The following is a 14,405-nucleotide window of genomic DNA, read 5'->3' as shown; positions in this document are numbered from 1 at the left end:
GGTCAGGTCAGCAATAACAGGTCGGCGGCGCAGATATTCACGCGGTTGCGGCCGGTGTTCTTGGCCAGGTACAGGGCCTTGTCGGCCTCGTCCAGCCAGGCGGCGGCGTCGCCCAGGTCCAGGCGGCAGGCGGCCAGGCCGATGCTCAGGCTGACGCGCAGCGGCTCCAGCTGATGGTGGCGGTAGGCGTGGAACACCAGGCGCAGGCGCTCCATGACTTCGCAGGCCTGGGCAATGGTGACGCCGGGCAGAATCACGCAGAACTCATCGCCGCCGTAGCGGCCGGCCAGGTCGGTGTCGCGCAGGTTGCGTTGCAGTTGCAGGCTCAGGTGGCGCAACACCTCATCGCCGACGATGTGGCCGAAACTGTCGTTGATGTCCTTGAAGTGGTCGATGTCGATCAGCGCCAGCACCGCCGGGGTGTGGTCGCGCTGGCATTTGCGAAACTTGGTGCTGAGCGCATCTTTCCAGGCACCGTGGTTGAGCAGCCCGGTGAGGCTGTCGGTGCGGCTCAGGGCGCTGAGAGTGCGCTTGTGTTCCGACAGCTGGATGGCCAGGCGGTAGCACACCCAGCCCACGGCCAGGGGGTAGAGGGTCAGCATGGGCAGGCAGGCCAGCACCTGGGCCGGGGTTGATTGCGGCGCCCAACCCAGGCCGAACAGCGTCACCGCGGCAAGCATCCCCAGCAGCTGCGCCCCCAGGCCATGCAGGAACAGGCGCAGGCCGCCGCCGGCGACGTTGTTCATGGTGACCATGGACAGCAGGGTAATTGACGGCAGCGGGTTGAAATGCAGCACGGCGACCCAAAATCCACAGAACAGGGCGTCGCACAGCAGGTTGCGCCGCTCGGCCTCGAACGGCGCCTGGGCGTTGCGCGCCAGCTGATAGGCAATGTGCGGCCACACCAGGCCGTTCACGGCCAGCAGGGCCAGTAGCCAGGTGGGCGGTGCCAGCGGGTACACGCCTGCCAGGACGCTGATCAGGCAGAGGGCGGTGCCCAGTACTCGCGGTGCATAAATGCGTTTGGCAAACGACAACCCCTTGCCCGTGCGGTTTTCCATAAGTCGAGTTACCGGGCTGATTGCAGCCGTATTCTTGTACAGGGTGTTGGATTTTGTAGAGTTTGTGCGGTTTATCGCATAAATAATGTGGACATTGGCAGTGGCCTTGCAAGCCATTTCAACGGTTATTCGTTCCGTAGTGGCATTGGGACACGCGTTGTAACACCTAGGGGCTTCCCCGGCCCGGGTGTAGGGGTATTCTCTACAGCCGTGGGGCGCCTGCAACGGACGGCCTGGTGGCCGCCCCGATCCTCGGAGTACTGGTTATCATGAGTCAATCGTCATTGAACGCCGCCGAAGTCGCTGCCACCGGGGAAACTGACGCCTCCCGGCGAGTGGGCGGCCAGTTCCGCAACGCCACGGTGCTGCCCCGTGACGGTTTTCTCAAGAAGCTGCGCATCGGCTTCAAGTACCTGCTGCTGCGCAAGCCGCCGGGCACCCGGCCGCATCAGGAAATACCTGTACACAACTTGGACAAACAGCAGTTGCTTGCATCACCTGATGCCAGCCTGTGGCGTCTGGGCCATTCCACTTTGCTGATGAAGTTGCGCGGGCGCTTCTTCATTACCGACCCGGTCTTCGCCGAGCGCGCCTCGCCGGTGCAATGGGCTGGCCCCAAGCGCTTCCACCAGCCGCCGCTGGGTATCGAGCAACTGCCGCCCATCACCGCGGTCATCCTTTCCCACGACCATTACGACCACCTGGACGAAAGCGCGATTCGCCAGCTGGCCGACAAGACCGAGTGCTTCCTGACCACCCTGGGCGTGGGCGACCGCCTGATCGAATGGGGCATCCCGGCCGCGAAGGTACGCCAGCTGGACTGGTGGCAGGAGACCGAGGTGGCCGGCACGCGCTTCGCCGCCACGCCCACCCAGCACTTCTCCGGGCGTAGCCTGTTCGACAGCAACAGCACCCTGTGGGCGTCGTGGGTGATCATGGAGCCTGACCTGCGGATCTTCTTCAGTGGCGACTCGGGCTATTTCGACGGCTTCAAGCAGATTGGCGAGCGTTACGGGCCGTTCGACCTGACGCTGATGGAAACCGGCGCCTACAACGTCAACTGGCCCAGCGTGCACATGCAACCGGAGGAAAGCCTGCAGGCGCACCTGGACGTGCGCGGGCGTTGCCTGTTGCCCATCCACAACGGCACCTTCGACCTGTCCTCGCACAACTGGGAAGAGCCGTTCCAGCGCATCGTGGCACTGGCCCGGGCACAAGGCGTGCCGGTGAGCACGCCGCAGATGGGTGAGCGGGTGAACCTGCTTGCGCCGCAACAGGGCGCGGCGTGGTGGGAGGGGTTACCAACCGGTGCTGCCGATGTAGCTACCAGCGCTTGATAGTGCTTGTGGGAGCTGGCTTGCCAGCGAGTTTTTTGAAAAGCTCGCTGGCAAGCCAGCTCCCACAGGTTACGTTTCTCCAGGTTTTGCATTCGGTTTGTCCGGCGGCGGCGTGCCGCTGTCGCTGCGGATCTGTGCGTGGCTGATCAGCGCGAAGATGAAGCTGCCGCCAATGATGTTGCCCGCCAGGGTAGGCCCGGCGAACGTCAGCCAGAACTCCTTCCAGCCCAGCTCGCCGGCCCACACCAGGTAGGACACCTCCGCCGAACCGACGACGATGTGGGTGAAGTCCCCTAGCGCCATCAGGTAGGTGATGAGGATGATGATCCACAGCTTCGCGCTTTCCTGGGACGGGATCATCCACACCATGGTGGCGATCATCCAGCCCGAGACAATGCCCTTGGCGAACATCTGCGACACGTCGTTCTCCATCACCTTGCGGCCGATTTCCAGGAAAGCCTTGTCGGTCTGGGTGTCGAAGATCGGCAGGTGCAGCATCACGTAGGACACCAGCAGCACCCCCACCAGGTTGCCCACCAGCACCACCGCCCACAGCCGCAGCAGCTTGCCGGCGTTGGCCAGGGTAGGGTGGCTCATCAGTGGCAGCACCGCCGTCAGGGTGTTCTCGGTGAACAGCTGCTGGCGCGCCAGGATCACCGCCAGGAAGCCGGCCGAATAGCCCAGGCTGGCGATCACCTTGCTGGCTTCCACGTCCGGCAGCCGTGAGTTGAACAGCCCCATGGCCATCAGCGACAGGCCCATGGTGAGCCCGGCGGCGAGCGCCGACCACCACAGCGCCGCGACGCTGCGCGACAGCTCGTGCTCGCCCTGGGTGCGGATGATTTCGTGCAGCACGGCCGCGCGCGGCGGCTGGTTTTCATGGACTTCCTGTTCCTCGTCGGGCGACAGGCCCGGGGTCTTGCCTTGTTGACTGTCCATGGGGCTCCTGACTGCATTCACGGGACCGGCGGATGCCTATGAAGATGACCCCGCGCAGCCCCTGAAAGTTGCGTCAGCCAGCGCCCTGCGTGGCCTTCAGGCCGAACAGCTGGTGCAGCGCACGGGCGTAGTCGGCGCTGCCCAGGGTCATGCTGTTGAGGTGCGTGCCGCCGGGCACCAGCAGCAGCTGCTTGGGCCCGTGGGCGGCGTCGTACAGCGCTTGGCTGAAGCGCGGCGGCACGTAGCGGTCGTCGGTGCCGTGGACGATCAGCACCGGCAGGCCGACGCTGCCGATCTTGTCGATGGAGTCGTACTTCTCCGACATGATCCAGCGCACCGGCAACGAGGTGTGGATCACCGCCGCCGCGGCGTCACCGAGGTCGGTGAAGGTGGACTCGATGATCAGGCCGGCGGCCTGGGGTTCAGGTTGCCGGGTCAGGCGCTGGGCCAGGTCGATGGCAATGGCGCCGCCCAGCGAGTGGCCGTAGATGAAGCGCTTGTCGGCGTCGGGTTGCAGCTGGCTCATGCGCTGCCAGGCCACCTGGGCATCCTCGTACACGCTGGCCTCCGACGGCAGGCCGCCGGGGCTGTCGCCGAAGCCGCGGTAGTCGATGGCCAGCACCGAGAAGCCCAGGTTGCGCAGCTCGGTGATGCGCCGCACCTGGGCGGTGAGGTTCCAGCGCGTGCCGTGCAGGTACAGCACCGTGGGCGCGTGCCGGCCCGGCGCCGGCCACCACCAGGCGTGCAGGTGCTGGGCGTTGTCCAGCGGGATGTTCATCTGCTGCACGCCCGCGGGCACGCCGTTGAACCAGCTGGCGGTGCCCGGTTCGATGCTGTACAGCAATTCGCGCTCCTTGTAGGCCAGGCGCGAGCAGCCGTAGGGCAGCGCCAGCAGTATCAGCACCAGCAGGCTCAGGGCGCGCCAGCGGCGACGGATCAGCGAGGGCATGGCGCCGCTCCTGGGGTTGGAAGGCAAAGGCCACGAGTGTACTCAGCGGCAGCGATTCCCGGTAAGGTCGGTGTATTTCCAGTCATTGCGAGGCTGTCCCCATGTTGTATGACGCACGTGGCAATCGCTACGTAGTGAGCTCCCCCGAACACCTGCGCCGCCTGGGCGTCGACGTGCCGGCCAGCGCTGCCCAGGCCGCCGCCACGCGCGAGCAGTGGACCCAGGCCGCCGTCGCCGCCCTGTGCGACTGGCCCGAAGGCGCGCGCCCGGCTGGCGCCAAGGCCCATCGCAGCGATGGCCTGCTGGTGGGGCCCTTCCAGGCGCAGGCGCCGTTTGACCTGCTGATCGTCAACACCGACGGCAGCCTGGCCGAACGCAGCGGCAACGGCCTGACCATCTTTTCCCAGGCCTTGAGCGACCAGGGCCAGGTCAGCGGCGGGCAGGCCTTCACCCTCAACGTGCACCATGACAAAACCGACGCGCTGTCGCCAGTACCGGTCAGCGTCGAGCCGGCCAGCGTCGAGGGCGTGCCGGGCTTCTGGCTGGACCTGGGGGCGCCGGCGTTCGGGCCCCAGGCCGTGGGCGCCGAGCAGGTACAGGCGGCCACGTTCAACGGCCACGCGGTGGCTGCCGTGGCGAGCCTGGCGGCCATCGACGAGCACTGGCAGCGCAGCGTCTTCGTGCGCATCGGCAACCCCCACTGCGTGACATGGCTCGACAGCGCCGAGGCCCTGCCGAGCATGGCCCAGTTGCGCGCCCCGGCCCTGGACGCGGCGCTGACCGCCATTGCCTATTCGCGCAGCGGTGGCCAGGGCAAGGGCCTGCCGTGCCCGGCCGGCATCAACCTGCAATGGGCCGCCTGGCGTGGCCCGCAGCACCTGGAGGCACGGGTGTTCGAGCGCGGCGAGGACGCCACCGAATCTTCCGGCACCAGCGCCACCGCCGTGGCCTGCGCGGCCTGGCGCGTGGGCCTGGTGCAGGCCGGGCAGGTGCGGGTGCAGATGCCCGGCGGCACCGCGCCCCTGCGGCTGCAGGAGCAGCAGGGCGAACTGGTGGCGGTGCAGCTGTTCGGTACCGCCAGCCTTCAGCCATAATCGGCGTATTGCCCTGTAAGGATTTTCTCCATGACCAATGGATGGCTGCGGCCTTGTGTGTTGTCGCTGAGCCTTGTGGCCGGCGCGGTTCAAGCCCAGGTGTACACCGGCACCCTGGGAGGCATGCCGGTGGTGGTTGACCTCGACATGACCAACCCCGAGCAGGTCAGCGGGCGCTATTTCTACGAGAAATACCACCGCGACCTGGCCCTGTCCGGCACCCTGGCCGACGACCAGCTGACCCTGGACGAAGGCCTCGACGACAACAGCGACACCCCGCGCCCGCGCCTGCAGCTGCAGCACGCCAGTGACGACGGCTGGGAGGGCCAGTGGCAGAAGAGCGGCGGCAAGGCGCTGAAGGTCCAGCTCAAGCCGGCGCAGGTACCCGACACCGCCGCCGGCGCCGACCCGTTCTGGGTGCAGTTGCACGACAACGCGCCTTACGATTACCTGCGCCTGCTGCAACTGCCGCTGGTGAATGGCAAGCGCGACACCTTCATGGGCTACCCGCTGCAGTGGCGCGGCGAGCCCAACTCGAAGATCCAGCTGTTCGAAGTGGCGTCCGGCTACCCCGAGCCGCAACTGACCCGGGTCAACCAGGCGTTGCGGGCGCGGCTGTGGAGCGAGGTGGTCAGCTACCACGAGTGCATGCTGGGCAGCACCCGCTTCGGCGAAGGCGAGTACGACCAGACCGTGACGCCCACCTTCCTGTCGCCCGCGGTGGTCAGCGTCAGCGTCTACACCAGCTACTACTGCGGCGGCGCGCACCCGGACTTCGGCGATGCGCCGATCAACTTCGACGTCAACCACGGCAAGCCGCTGTCGCTGGAAGATGTGCTGTGGGTGGGCGAGGGCCCGGCGTTCCACTACGACGACCGCGAAGGCGCGCAGCAGTCGGAAGAGGCTGACGTGGACTTCGACAAATTCTCCAACTACCGGGAGAAATCCCTGGCGCCGTGGCTGGTGGCACAGTTCAAGCAGCTGTACCCCAACGAGATGAAAAAGCCGGCGGATGAAAACGACTGCGACTACAGCGACCCCCAGGTGTGGAACTTCCCCACCTGGCACTTCACCGACAAAGGCATCGCCTTCGGCCCAAGCTTTGCGCGGGTGGCGCGGATGTGCGAGGGCACGGAGTGGTCGGTGCTGCCTTATGGCGTGATCGCGCAGCACCCGGGTGGGGTGAAGCTGGCGCTGCCGGCGAACTGACACCGGCGGCGGCAGGGTTATAACGAAAACCGCCCCAGCATCCCGTCCAGCTCCACCGCCAGGCGGCCCAGTTCCTGGCTGGCCGTGCTGGTCTGCGCCGCGCCGCTGGCGGTCTGCATCGACAGGTCGCGAATGCGCACCAGGTTGCGGTCGACTTCACGCGCCACCTGCGCCTGCTGTTCGGCCGCGGTGGCAATCACCTGGTTGCGCTCGTCGATACCCGCCACCGACCTGGAAATACTGCCCAGCACGTCCTTGGCCACCTGCGCCCGCTCACGGGTGCGGCCGGCCTGGGCTGCGCTTTCTGCCAGGGCCTGCACCGTCTGGCCGGTGCCGGTGTGAATGCCTGCCATCATCTGCTCGATCTCCCGCGTCGAGGCGCCGGTGCGATGGGCCAGCCCGCGCACCTCATCCGCCACCACGGCAAAGCCACGGCCGGCTTCGCCCGCGCGCGCCGCCTCGATGGCGGCGTTCAGCGCCAGCAGGTTGGTCTGGTCGGCGACGTTGCGGATCACCTCCAGCACCTTGCTGATGCCCAGGGTTTCGGTGGCCAGGGCCTGGGCGCGCAGGCTGGCCTGCTCCACCTGGTCGGCCAGGGCGCCGATGTCGGCCATGGTTTCGTCCAGCTGCTGCTGGCCTTCGCGCACGGCGGTGCTGGAGCTGCGCGACTCGGTGGAGGTCTCCACGGCATTGCCGGCCACTTCCTCCACCGCCTGGCTCATCTGCGTCACGGCGGTGGCGGCCTGCTCGATCTCGCTGTATTGCTGCTGCAGGCCCTGGGCGCTGTCGTGCATGATCGCACCCATCTCCTGGGTGGCCGAGTTGAGCCGGCCCACGGCGCCGCCGATCTGCTGGATCACCCCGTGCAGCTGGTCACGCATGTGCCCCAATGCCTGCAGCAGTTGCGCCACCTCATCCTGGCCGTGGGCGACTACGGGCTGGCTGAGGTCGCCGTTGGCCACGGTGGTGGCCACCTGCAACGCCTGGCGCAGCGGCCGGGTGATGCTCACGCTCAGGCGCCAGGCCTGCAGCAGCATCAACGCCAGCGCCACGGCAATGGCGATGGGCAGCACCAGTTGCACCTTGCCGAAGGTGCTGGCGGTGTTTTCCAGGGCCTGGGCGCTGGTCTGCTTGTTCAGTTCGCGCAGCAACTGCACCTGCATGTCCATCAGCGCGCCCTGGTTGGCCAGGCCGTTGTTGGACAGGTTGGTGGCTTCGCTCAGTTGCTTCTGTTCCACCAGGTCGATGGCCTGCTTGAACAGGCTGACAAACTGCTGGGAAGCGTCCTGCAGCAATTTGATCGAGTCGTGCTCGGTGCCTTCCGGTACCTTGGCCAGGTATTGGGTGAAGCCCTGGTCCACCTCGGTGCTCAGCTGCTGCAGGTTGATCTTGCGGTTCACCAGCTCGGCCGGGTCATTGGCGTACACCAGCAGCAGCGCGGCCTCGGTGCGCATCTTGCCCAGGTCGATGGCGATGGCATCGGCCTGGGCGATGCTCGACAGTGGCCCCTGTTCAATCAGTTCGCCCTGGTGGCGAATGTGCTGCATCGCCGCCAGGCACAGGCCGCCCAGCCCAGCCAGCAGCAGGGCACACAGGCCGAAGCTGGCCAGCAGGCGCTTGCCGATGCTCATGCGGCGCAGCAGGGCAGGGCGGGAGGAAGGCGTGCGGCGCAGGGAAAAACGAAGGTTCACGGCGGCTGACTCATTTGAAAACGACGCCAGCGGTTGTAACAGTTGCGCATGATGGCTTTATGACACTCCATCACTTTTGCGAAATAAATTTGTCATCCAAGCCGTGCTTCCCACGGCAAGCCGTCATAATGCCGCCCAGCTATTGCCCAGCGGACTACGTTGCGCGGTAAATCGACTTACACTGTTATCTATCTCCCCACGGCCCAAACCCATGACCACTCCAAGCGCTGCACCCCTGACCGATGCCCAATGGGACTTCATCGAGTCGATGCTTGAGCAATACAAGAGCGAAACCTCCGTCTGGAACACCTCGGAGCTTGACGGCTACCTGACCGCGCTGGTGTCCGGCCCGGTGGTGATCCCGTTCGAAGAGTGGTTCGAGGCGCTGTGGGGCGGCGTCGAATTCCTACCCAAGTGGGAAAGCGATCAGCAGTGCGAGCGCTTCATCAGCCTGGTCATCCAGCACATGAACGAAATCGCCGGCAAGCTGATCGAAAACGCCGAAGAGTTCTCGCCCATCTTCATGGAAGACGAGCACGAAGACGGCCACTTCACCCTCAGCGTCGAAGACTGGTGCTTTGGCTACGAGCGCGGCGTGGTCATGGGCGACGGCTGGCCGGGCCTGCCGGAAGAGGAACAGGAGCTGCTGGCCGGCATCCTCATCCACACCTACGACGACGAAACCGAAGAGGAAGAAATCGACCCGGAAGAAGCGGCCGACATGGTCTGCATCGGCGCGCTGACCCTGCACGCCTACTGGCTGGCCCAGCGCAAGCCGAGCGAGCCGGTGCGGGCGGGGGAGAAGGTGGGGCGCAATGACCCTTGCCCTTGTGGGAGCGGGAAGAAGTTCAAGCAGTGCTGTTTGCACTAAGGCTGGGTTCCACCGTCCTGTAGCCGCTGCCGAAGGCTGCGCTGGCCCTGAACCTCACCGGATATGTCCAGTGTGATCAGGGCCACGGCAACGCCTACATTAGCGTCACTTCCCCGCCACAATCCTCTTCACCAACGCCTCATGCCCTTTCTGGTCATCCGCCCGCGAGATCACCTGCACGATCGACATGCTGGTGCCTGACCCGGCCAGGAAGGTGCTCGACAGCGTGCGGCCACCACCCTGGGTGGCGGTGCTGTCGATTTCGCGCACGCCCAGGCCCTTGATGGTGAATTCCTTCTCGCCGGTCTTCTTGAAGTCCGGCAGGCCGGCGCTTTGCTGCTTGACGAAGTCCTGTACGGCGGCGTCGAGGAAGGCCGGGTCGTAGTCGCTGACGCTGGCCTGCTGCGGCGTCGGGCCTTCGCTGGCCATCACCACGCGCTTCTCCTTTTCGCTCTGGTAGAGGGTGCCGCTGGCGCCGGTGGTGCCGTCCTTTTCATCACCTGCGTCCATGCTGCTGGCCACGTAGCCGGCCGGCAGGGTGAAGCTGAACTTGCCCTTGAGCGTCGCTACCTTCGGCCCGGTGGGCGCAGGCTTTTTCGCGGGTGCAGCGTGCTTGGCATGGGCGTGGGTCTGGGCCATGGCCGGTGCGGCCAGTGCCAGGGCCGCGGCGATCAGCGCGGCGTGGGAAAGGGTACGAAACATCGGTTGCTCCTGGACAGCCGCGCCACCGGGGGGTGGGGCACGGCGCGGGGAAGCAAGGGTGCTGCAAGCTCATCCTGCGCGCAAGTGCAGCACGTCAGGGGCAGAGCCTTTCCTTGGCGCAATCGGCCGCCTTGCGCACGGCGGCGCACCAGTCGTTGTCGTTCTGTTGGCTGGCGGGCATGGCGGCGCACTTGGCGCGGGCGTCCTGCACCTTGGCCGGGTCCAGTTGCTGGTCGGCGGTGAGCAGGCTGCGGTAGTCCACCTTGGGCGCGTTGGGGTCGGGTGAGCAGGCGCAAAGCGCGAGAAGGGCAGAGCAAAGGGCAAGTGACAGCGTTGTTCTTTTCACGAGACAGCCTCCCTGATTCAACATTCCAGGTAGTCAGTGTAGCCCCCTGCCTGGCGCAGTTGTCACAATTGCGCACGCCTGTGTTGACAGCCCGCGTTAAATCCGTAGAATGCCGCCCCACAGCAGGCACGTAGCTCAGTTGGTTAGAGCACCACCTTGACATGGTGGGGGTCGTTGGTTCGAGTCCAATCGCGCCTACCAAACAAAATCCGCTCTGCTGGGCGGTGAGAAAAGGGCGATCCGAAAGGGTCGCCCTTTTTTGTTGCCTGACGTTTCACCCTGATACCCTTGATTGTGCACCCTTTGCCCTACAGGACACCCGCCATGGCCTACACCATCAGCAACGACCCCCTGACCCCCGAGCAGTTCGACTTCATCCAGGCTCAGCTGGACGCGTTCGCGGTCGAGTCCGGCGTGCGCACGGTGTCGGAAATGGACGGCTACCTGACCGCCGTCATGTCCTACAAGAGCGACATCCCGTTCGACGCCTGGTACCTGTCGTTCTGGGGCGGCGGCGACCTGCCGAAATGGAAGAGCGAGGACACCTACCAGCGCTTCTTCGACGCGTTGATCCAGCACCTGAACCAGATCTCCATGCTGCTGGTCGAGCAGCCGGCCAACTACCACCCCATCTTCAACCAGGCCGAAGATGGCGAAGGCCTGGACGTGCTGGACTGGTGCGTGGGCTACCTGCGCGGCGCCACCACCCTGGTCAGCGGCTGGAGCCAGATGCCCGAAGCGCCCACTGCCGCGCTGAACTTCATCTTCAGCCAGCTGGACGCCGACAATCAGGCCGGCAAACCCGCCGCCGACCTGCCTGACGCCTTGGCCAATGCCGCCCGCGAGCTGCACGCCTACTGGGCCGAGCAGCGCACCGGCGATGAGCCGATCGACCTGCAGACCGTGCGCAACGAAGTGAAAGTGGGCCGCAACGACCCGTGCCCGTGCGGCAGCGGCAAGAAATACAAGCAGTGCTGCGGGCGCTGATCGCGGCGTTTACAGCCGCCATGGCGAAAGGCTTACACGCGCTGCCAGCGATGTCCTCTGTTGCGCCCCCGGTTGGCTGGGTAATCTAGCTACACAGGTGATGCGCAGGACGCGCTCAGTCACGGAAGACAGGCCAGCATGGATGCGCTCCGACAGGATGTTGGAAGGCCACAAAAGAACCCGCTTCGGCGGGTTTTTTATTGGCTTTGAAATGATGGTTGGCGGCTAGGACGCGGCCTTTGGCCGCTGCTACGGAGGCGTGTTTGGTGGTTTTATGGCGAAAGGCTTACACGTTGGCGCAGGGATCTCCTCTTTTGTCGGGGGCGGTGTATCGGTATTCTGGATCCAACAACTGAAGCCAAGGAAGCGCTTCAGCGCCAAGGATGGTTGGCCATTGAAAGGACGCAGCCCGACAGGGAGGTTGGAATGGCCAGGACACTAAACCCGCTTCGGCGGGTTTTTTGTTGCCTGGGGTTCGGCGCAGGGGGCATCCAGGTTAAAGAATTCCTGCAACTTGGCCTGCCACAGGCGCTTGTCTGGCAGCTGCGTCTGATACTCCGCGATCAAAGCCGGCGACAGTGATCGGTTCAAGGCGTACTCCACCACTTCATCATCACTGCTGGCGCACAGCAGCACGCCTATCGCCGGGTTCTCATGGGGCTTGCGCACGTCGCGGTCCAAGGCTTCCAGGTAGAACTCCAGCTTGCCCAGGTATTCCGGTTCAAAGCGGCCGACCTTGAGCTCCAGCGCCACCAGGCAGTTGAGGCCGCGGTGGAAGAACAGCAGGTCCAGGGTGAAATCGCGGTGGCCTACCTGCAACGGGTACTGTGAGCCGACGAAGCAGAAGTCGCGGCCCAGTTCAGCCAGGAAGTCCTTGAGCCTCAGGAGGAGGCCAGCGTGCAGGTCGGCTTCGCCATGCTTGTTGGGCAGGCCGAGAAACTCCACTACATAAGCGTCACGAAACACGTCGAGAGCGGCGGGGTGGGTGGTGGCGATGGAGGGGGTGGATTTGGCGGGCTCCAGGACGGTGCGTTCGAAGAGAGCGGTTTTGAATTGGCGTTCAAGCTCGCGCTTGGACCACTGTTCCCTGATCGCCATCCGCAGGTAAAACTCACGTTCTTCAGGCCGCTTGCTTTGGCCGAGGATAATCAGGTTGTGGGTCCATGGCAGTTGTCGCACCAGTGGTGCGACTAATTCGTCCTGATGGTACGTTTTGTAAAACTGACGCATGCGGAACAAGCTTGCGCGGGTGAACCCGCGGAGGCCTGGCTGATGTTTCGCGAGGTAAGCCGCCAAGTCGGCTACTACACCTTCACCCCACTCGGCGCTTTCCAGCTTCTTGCAGATGTACTGCCCCACCTGCCAATACAGCTCAATCAACTGCGTATTCACCGCCTGTGCCGCCCGTTGCCGTGCCCCTGAAATCAGCAAGGCCACCTCGGTAAAGCTGGTCTGCAAGCCTGGGTCGTTTGAAGTCTTGGTCATGATCAGTCGCTGCTCGATGGTCAGAAAAGACCAACGACAATAGGGGTAGGTGGGCAGTGAGTCGACGCACCGGCCAGTGCCACCACCGCGCTTCGATAACTCAGGTTGGCCAACCCATCGGATAAGACAAACCCTCTAGCCTGGGGCTCTCGCCAGGCCATGCGAAAACTCATTCACATAGGTAGGAAGCGTCCTTCAGCAATACCGGAAATGGAAACCAGCCAACTCGGCCGCGCCCTTCACCAGGCTCAGCGTCGTGTTACACCGCCCATAGCCAAAGGCTTACACGCCGGCACAGCGATCTCCTCTATTGCCCACTCGGATCCAGGCTTAATCTAGCTACACAGGTGATGCGCAGGACGCGCTCAGTCACGGAAGACAGGCCAGCACGGATGCGCTCCGACAGGATGTTGGAAGGCCACGAAAGAACCCGCTTCGGCGGGTTTTTTATTGCCTTTGAAATCATGTTTGGCGGCTGGGACGCGGCCTGCGGCCGCTGCTACGGGGGTGTGTTTGGTGAGCTTATGGCGAAAGGCTTACACGTGGGCGCAGGAATCTCCTCTTTCGTCGGGGGCGGTGTATCGATATTCTGGATCCAACAACTGAAGCCAAGGAAGTGCTTCAGCGCCAAGGATGGTTGGCCATTGAAAGGACGCAGCCCGACAGGGAGGTTGGAATGGCCAGGACACTAAACCCGCTTCGGCGGGTTTTTTGTTGCCGGTGATAAACGGAGGTTACATAGGGCATGGCGAAAGGCTTACACGCGGTGCCAGCGATCTCCTCTATTGCCGACTCGGATCCAGGCTTAATCTAGCTACACAGGTGATGCGCAGGACGCGCTCAGTCACGGAAGACAGGCCAGCACGGAACGCGCTCCGACAGGATGTTGGAAGGCCACAAAGAACCCGCTTCGGCGGGTTTTTTATTGCCCGAAAAACGACTCCCCGTAGCAGCTGCCGCCAGGCTGCGTCAGGCCGCACGCGTTGCATCCGATACTGCGCAGGGGCCCAGACGCGGCCTGGCGGCCGCTGCTACAGGGCTGTCAGCGGATGTTTCCCGGTGGGGTGGCCGGTACCTGCTGCCATGGCACGCTGCACGTGCGCACGTTGGGGTAGTACGCCTGGCTGGACCGGCAGTAATACCAGTCCGAATTCGCCTGGGCGGGTGGTGGCGGTACGGCCGAGGTCTGTACCGGCGCGGCCTGCTGGTAAACTGGCGCTGCCTGGTACACGGGGGCTGCCTGGTACACCGGCGCCGGCGCATAGTAGCCGTACGCTGGATAGTAATAGTTGGTGGCAGGGTAGTAATAGGTCGTGCGTGGGTAGTAGTAGGAATCCGCTACCACCGCTGCGGTATACCCCAGGCCCAAGCCGATACCCAACCCCCACCAGCCGCCACCGCCCCAGCCCCCACCGCGATGCCAGCCGCCACCACCATGCCATCCGCCGCCATGAGGGCCGGCGAACGCCGGGGCCGACAGCCCGGTTGCAGCAGCGAGTACGCCAATAAGCACACTGCGTTTGATCCGATTGATGTTCATGATGCCTGCCAGATGAAAAGTCCTACGGCGGTTTTCGCGTGGGCGGTTGAGTTTCGCTCCCGTGGGGAGTGGACAATCGCGTCCAGGTCATCCGGCCGCCGCGGTGGCCGGAAAACACCCGTGCATCCCACTTGATAATAGCCCAAGTCCGATGCCCAAGCCGGTCAGGCGCCCGGTGGCACACCCGCCCCAGG

General features: G+C 64.6%; 13 protein-coding genes and 1 tRNA gene. 6 read left to right on the top strand and 8 right to left on the bottom strand.

Annotation, left to right across the window (positions count from 1 at the left end):
- Positions 1 to 2: 2 nt before the first annotated feature.
- Positions 3 to 1,061: a diguanylate cyclase gene (locus RAM80_RS11090; protein ID WP_416426463.1), complete on the bottom strand. Its 1,059-nt coding sequence runs from the start codon at positions 1,059 to 1,061 to the stop codon at positions 3 to 5.
- A gap of 269 nt (positions 1,062 to 1,330) precedes the next feature.
- On the opposite strand from RAM80_RS11090, the gene RAM80_RS11085 reads away from it, so the two are divergent.
- Complete coding sequence (locus RAM80_RS11085; RefSeq protein WP_416426462.1) at positions 1,331 to 2,398, top strand: MBL fold metallo-hydrolase; 1,068 nt, start codon at positions 1,331 to 1,333, stop codon at positions 2,396 to 2,398.
- A gap of 69 nt (positions 2,399 to 2,467) precedes the next feature.
- Here the strand turns inward: RAM80_RS11085 and RAM80_RS11080 are convergent, their stop codons facing one another.
- Together RAM80_RS11080 and RAM80_RS11075 are read right to left on the bottom strand one after the other, a co-directional pair.
- Positions 2,468 to 3,337 (bottom strand): formate/nitrite transporter family protein, encoded by an 870-nt coding sequence (locus RAM80_RS11080; RefSeq protein WP_416426461.1) that lies wholly within the window; start codon positions 3,335 to 3,337, stop codon positions 2,468 to 2,470.
- 73 nt (positions 3,338 to 3,410) lie between these two features.
- Positions 3,411 to 4,286, bottom strand: a complete 876-nt coding sequence (locus RAM80_RS11075) for an alpha/beta hydrolase (protein ID WP_416426460.1) — start codon at positions 4,284 to 4,286, stop codon at positions 3,411 to 3,413.
- A gap of 101 nt (positions 4,287 to 4,387) precedes the next feature.
- Between RAM80_RS11075 and RAM80_RS11070 the strand changes: the two genes are divergently transcribed.
- Entirely contained in the window at positions 4,388 to 5,380 is a 993-nt protein-coding gene (locus RAM80_RS11070) for a diaminopimelate epimerase (protein ID WP_416426459.1), read from the top strand.
- A gap of 30 nt (positions 5,381 to 5,410) precedes the next feature.
- Complete coding sequence (locus RAM80_RS11065; protein WP_416426457.1) at positions 5,411 to 6,589, top strand: hypothetical protein; 1,179 nt, start codon at positions 5,411 to 5,413, stop codon at positions 6,587 to 6,589.
- Between the two features lie 17 nt (positions 6,590 to 6,606).
- Here RAM80_RS11065 and RAM80_RS11060 read toward each other — a convergent pair whose 3' ends face one another.
- On the bottom strand, positions 6,607 to 8,220 hold the full coding sequence (locus RAM80_RS11060) for a methyl-accepting chemotaxis protein (RefSeq protein WP_416427455.1): 1,614 nt from the start codon (positions 8,218 to 8,220) through the stop codon (positions 6,607 to 6,609).
- Positions 8,221 to 8,491: 271 nt separating this feature from the next.
- On the opposite strand from RAM80_RS11060, the gene RAM80_RS11055 reads away from it, so the two are divergent.
- Positions 8,492 to 9,151, top strand: coding sequence for a UPF0149 family protein (locus RAM80_RS11055; RefSeq protein WP_416426456.1), 660 nt, complete (start codon positions 8,492 to 8,494; stop codon positions 9,149 to 9,151).
- Positions 9,152 to 9,256: 105 nt separating this feature from the next.
- Here RAM80_RS11055 and RAM80_RS11050 read toward each other — a convergent pair whose 3' ends face one another.
- Together RAM80_RS11050 and RAM80_RS11045 are read right to left on the bottom strand one after the other, a co-directional pair.
- Positions 9,257 to 9,853: a hypothetical protein gene (locus RAM80_RS11050; protein WP_416426454.1), complete on the bottom strand. Its 597-nt coding sequence runs from the start codon at positions 9,851 to 9,853 to the stop codon at positions 9,257 to 9,259.
- Between the two features lie 94 nt (positions 9,854 to 9,947).
- Positions 9,948 to 10,115 carry a hypothetical protein gene (locus tag RAM80_RS11045; RefSeq protein ID WP_416426453.1) on the bottom strand — a complete coding sequence of 56 codons (168 nt, stop codon included), beginning with the start codon at positions 10,113 to 10,115 and terminating at the stop codon, positions 9,948 to 9,950.
- A 208-nt stretch (positions 10,116 to 10,323) separates the two neighbouring features.
- Here RAM80_RS11045 and RAM80_RS11040 point away from each other — a divergent pair.
- Both RAM80_RS11040 and RAM80_RS11035 read left to right on the top strand, forming a co-directional pair.
- A tRNA-Val gene (locus RAM80_RS11040) sits at positions 10,324 to 10,400 on the top strand.
- A gap of 123 nt (positions 10,401 to 10,523) precedes the next feature.
- A complete protein-coding gene (locus RAM80_RS11035; RefSeq protein WP_416426452.1) occupies positions 10,524 to 11,186 on the top strand; it encodes a UPF0149 family protein in 663 nt (220 codons plus the stop codon).
- A 438-nt stretch (positions 11,187 to 11,624) separates the two neighbouring features.
- Here the strand turns inward: RAM80_RS11035 and RAM80_RS11030 are convergent, their stop codons facing one another.
- Together RAM80_RS11030 and RAM80_RS11025 are read right to left on the bottom strand one after the other, a co-directional pair.
- Positions 11,625 to 12,671 carry a PDDEXK nuclease domain-containing protein gene (locus tag RAM80_RS11030; protein WP_416426451.1) on the bottom strand — a complete coding sequence of 349 codons (1,047 nt, stop codon included), beginning with the start codon at positions 12,669 to 12,671 and terminating at the stop codon, positions 11,625 to 11,627.
- 1,042 nt (positions 12,672 to 13,713) lie between these two features.
- Complete coding sequence (locus RAM80_RS11025) at positions 13,714 to 14,211, bottom strand: hypothetical protein (protein ID WP_416426450.1); 498 nt, start codon at positions 14,209 to 14,211, stop codon at positions 13,714 to 13,716.
- Positions 14,212 to 14,405 lie beyond the last annotated feature (194 nt).

Source organism: Pseudomonas sp. App30 (genome assembly GCF_047947025.1).
In the GTDB taxonomy this organism is placed as follows: domain Bacteria; phylum Pseudomonadota; class Gammaproteobacteria; order Pseudomonadales; family Pseudomonadaceae; genus Aquipseudomonas.
The sequence above is the reverse complement of the archived record's forward strand: the minus strand, read 5'-3'. Positions and strand labels throughout refer to the sequence as shown.

What these genes read in the sequence shown, in the direction of transcription:
- RAM80_RS11055 (WP_416426456.1), top strand. Translation starts at nt 8,492, where the DNA reads ATGACCACTCCAAGCGCTGCACCCCTGACCGATGCCCAATGGGACTTC.
- RAM80_RS11090 (WP_416426463.1), bottom strand. Translation starts at nt 1,061, where the DNA reads ATGGAAAACCGCACGGGCAAGGGGTTGTCGTTTGCCAAACGCATTTAT.
- RAM80_RS11025 (WP_416426450.1), bottom strand. Translation starts at nt 14,211, where the DNA reads ATGAACATCAATCGGATCAAACGCAGTGTGCTTATTGGCGTACTCGCT.
- RAM80_RS11050 (WP_416426454.1), bottom strand. Translation starts at nt 9,853, where the DNA reads ATGTTTCGTACCCTTTCCCACGCCGCGCTGATCGCCGCGGCCCTGGCA.
- RAM80_RS11060 (WP_416427455.1), bottom strand. Translation starts at nt 8,220, where the DNA reads ATGAGCATCGGCAAGCGCCTGCTGGCCAGCTTCGGCCTGTGTGCCCTG.
- RAM80_RS11075 (WP_416426460.1), bottom strand. Translation starts at nt 4,286, where the DNA reads ATGCCCTCGCTGATCCGTCGCCGCTGGCGCGCCCTGAGCCTGCTGGTG.
- RAM80_RS11065 (WP_416426457.1), top strand. Translation starts at nt 5,411, where the DNA reads ATGACCAATGGATGGCTGCGGCCTTGTGTGTTGTCGCTGAGCCTTGTG.
- RAM80_RS11085 (WP_416426462.1), top strand. Translation starts at nt 1,331, where the DNA reads ATGAGTCAATCGTCATTGAACGCCGCCGAAGTCGCTGCCACCGGGGAA.
- RAM80_RS11035 (WP_416426452.1), top strand. Translation starts at nt 10,524, where the DNA reads ATGGCCTACACCATCAGCAACGACCCCCTGACCCCCGAGCAGTTCGAC.
- RAM80_RS11030 (WP_416426451.1), bottom strand. Translation starts at nt 12,671, where the DNA reads ATGACCAAGACTTCAAACGACCCAGGCTTGCAGACCAGCTTTACCGAG.
- RAM80_RS11070 (WP_416426459.1), top strand. Translation starts at nt 4,388, where the DNA reads ATGTTGTATGACGCACGTGGCAATCGCTACGTAGTGAGCTCCCCCGAA.
- RAM80_RS11080 (WP_416426461.1), bottom strand. Translation starts at nt 3,337, where the DNA reads ATGGACAGTCAACAAGGCAAGACCCCGGGCCTGTCGCCCGACGAGGAA.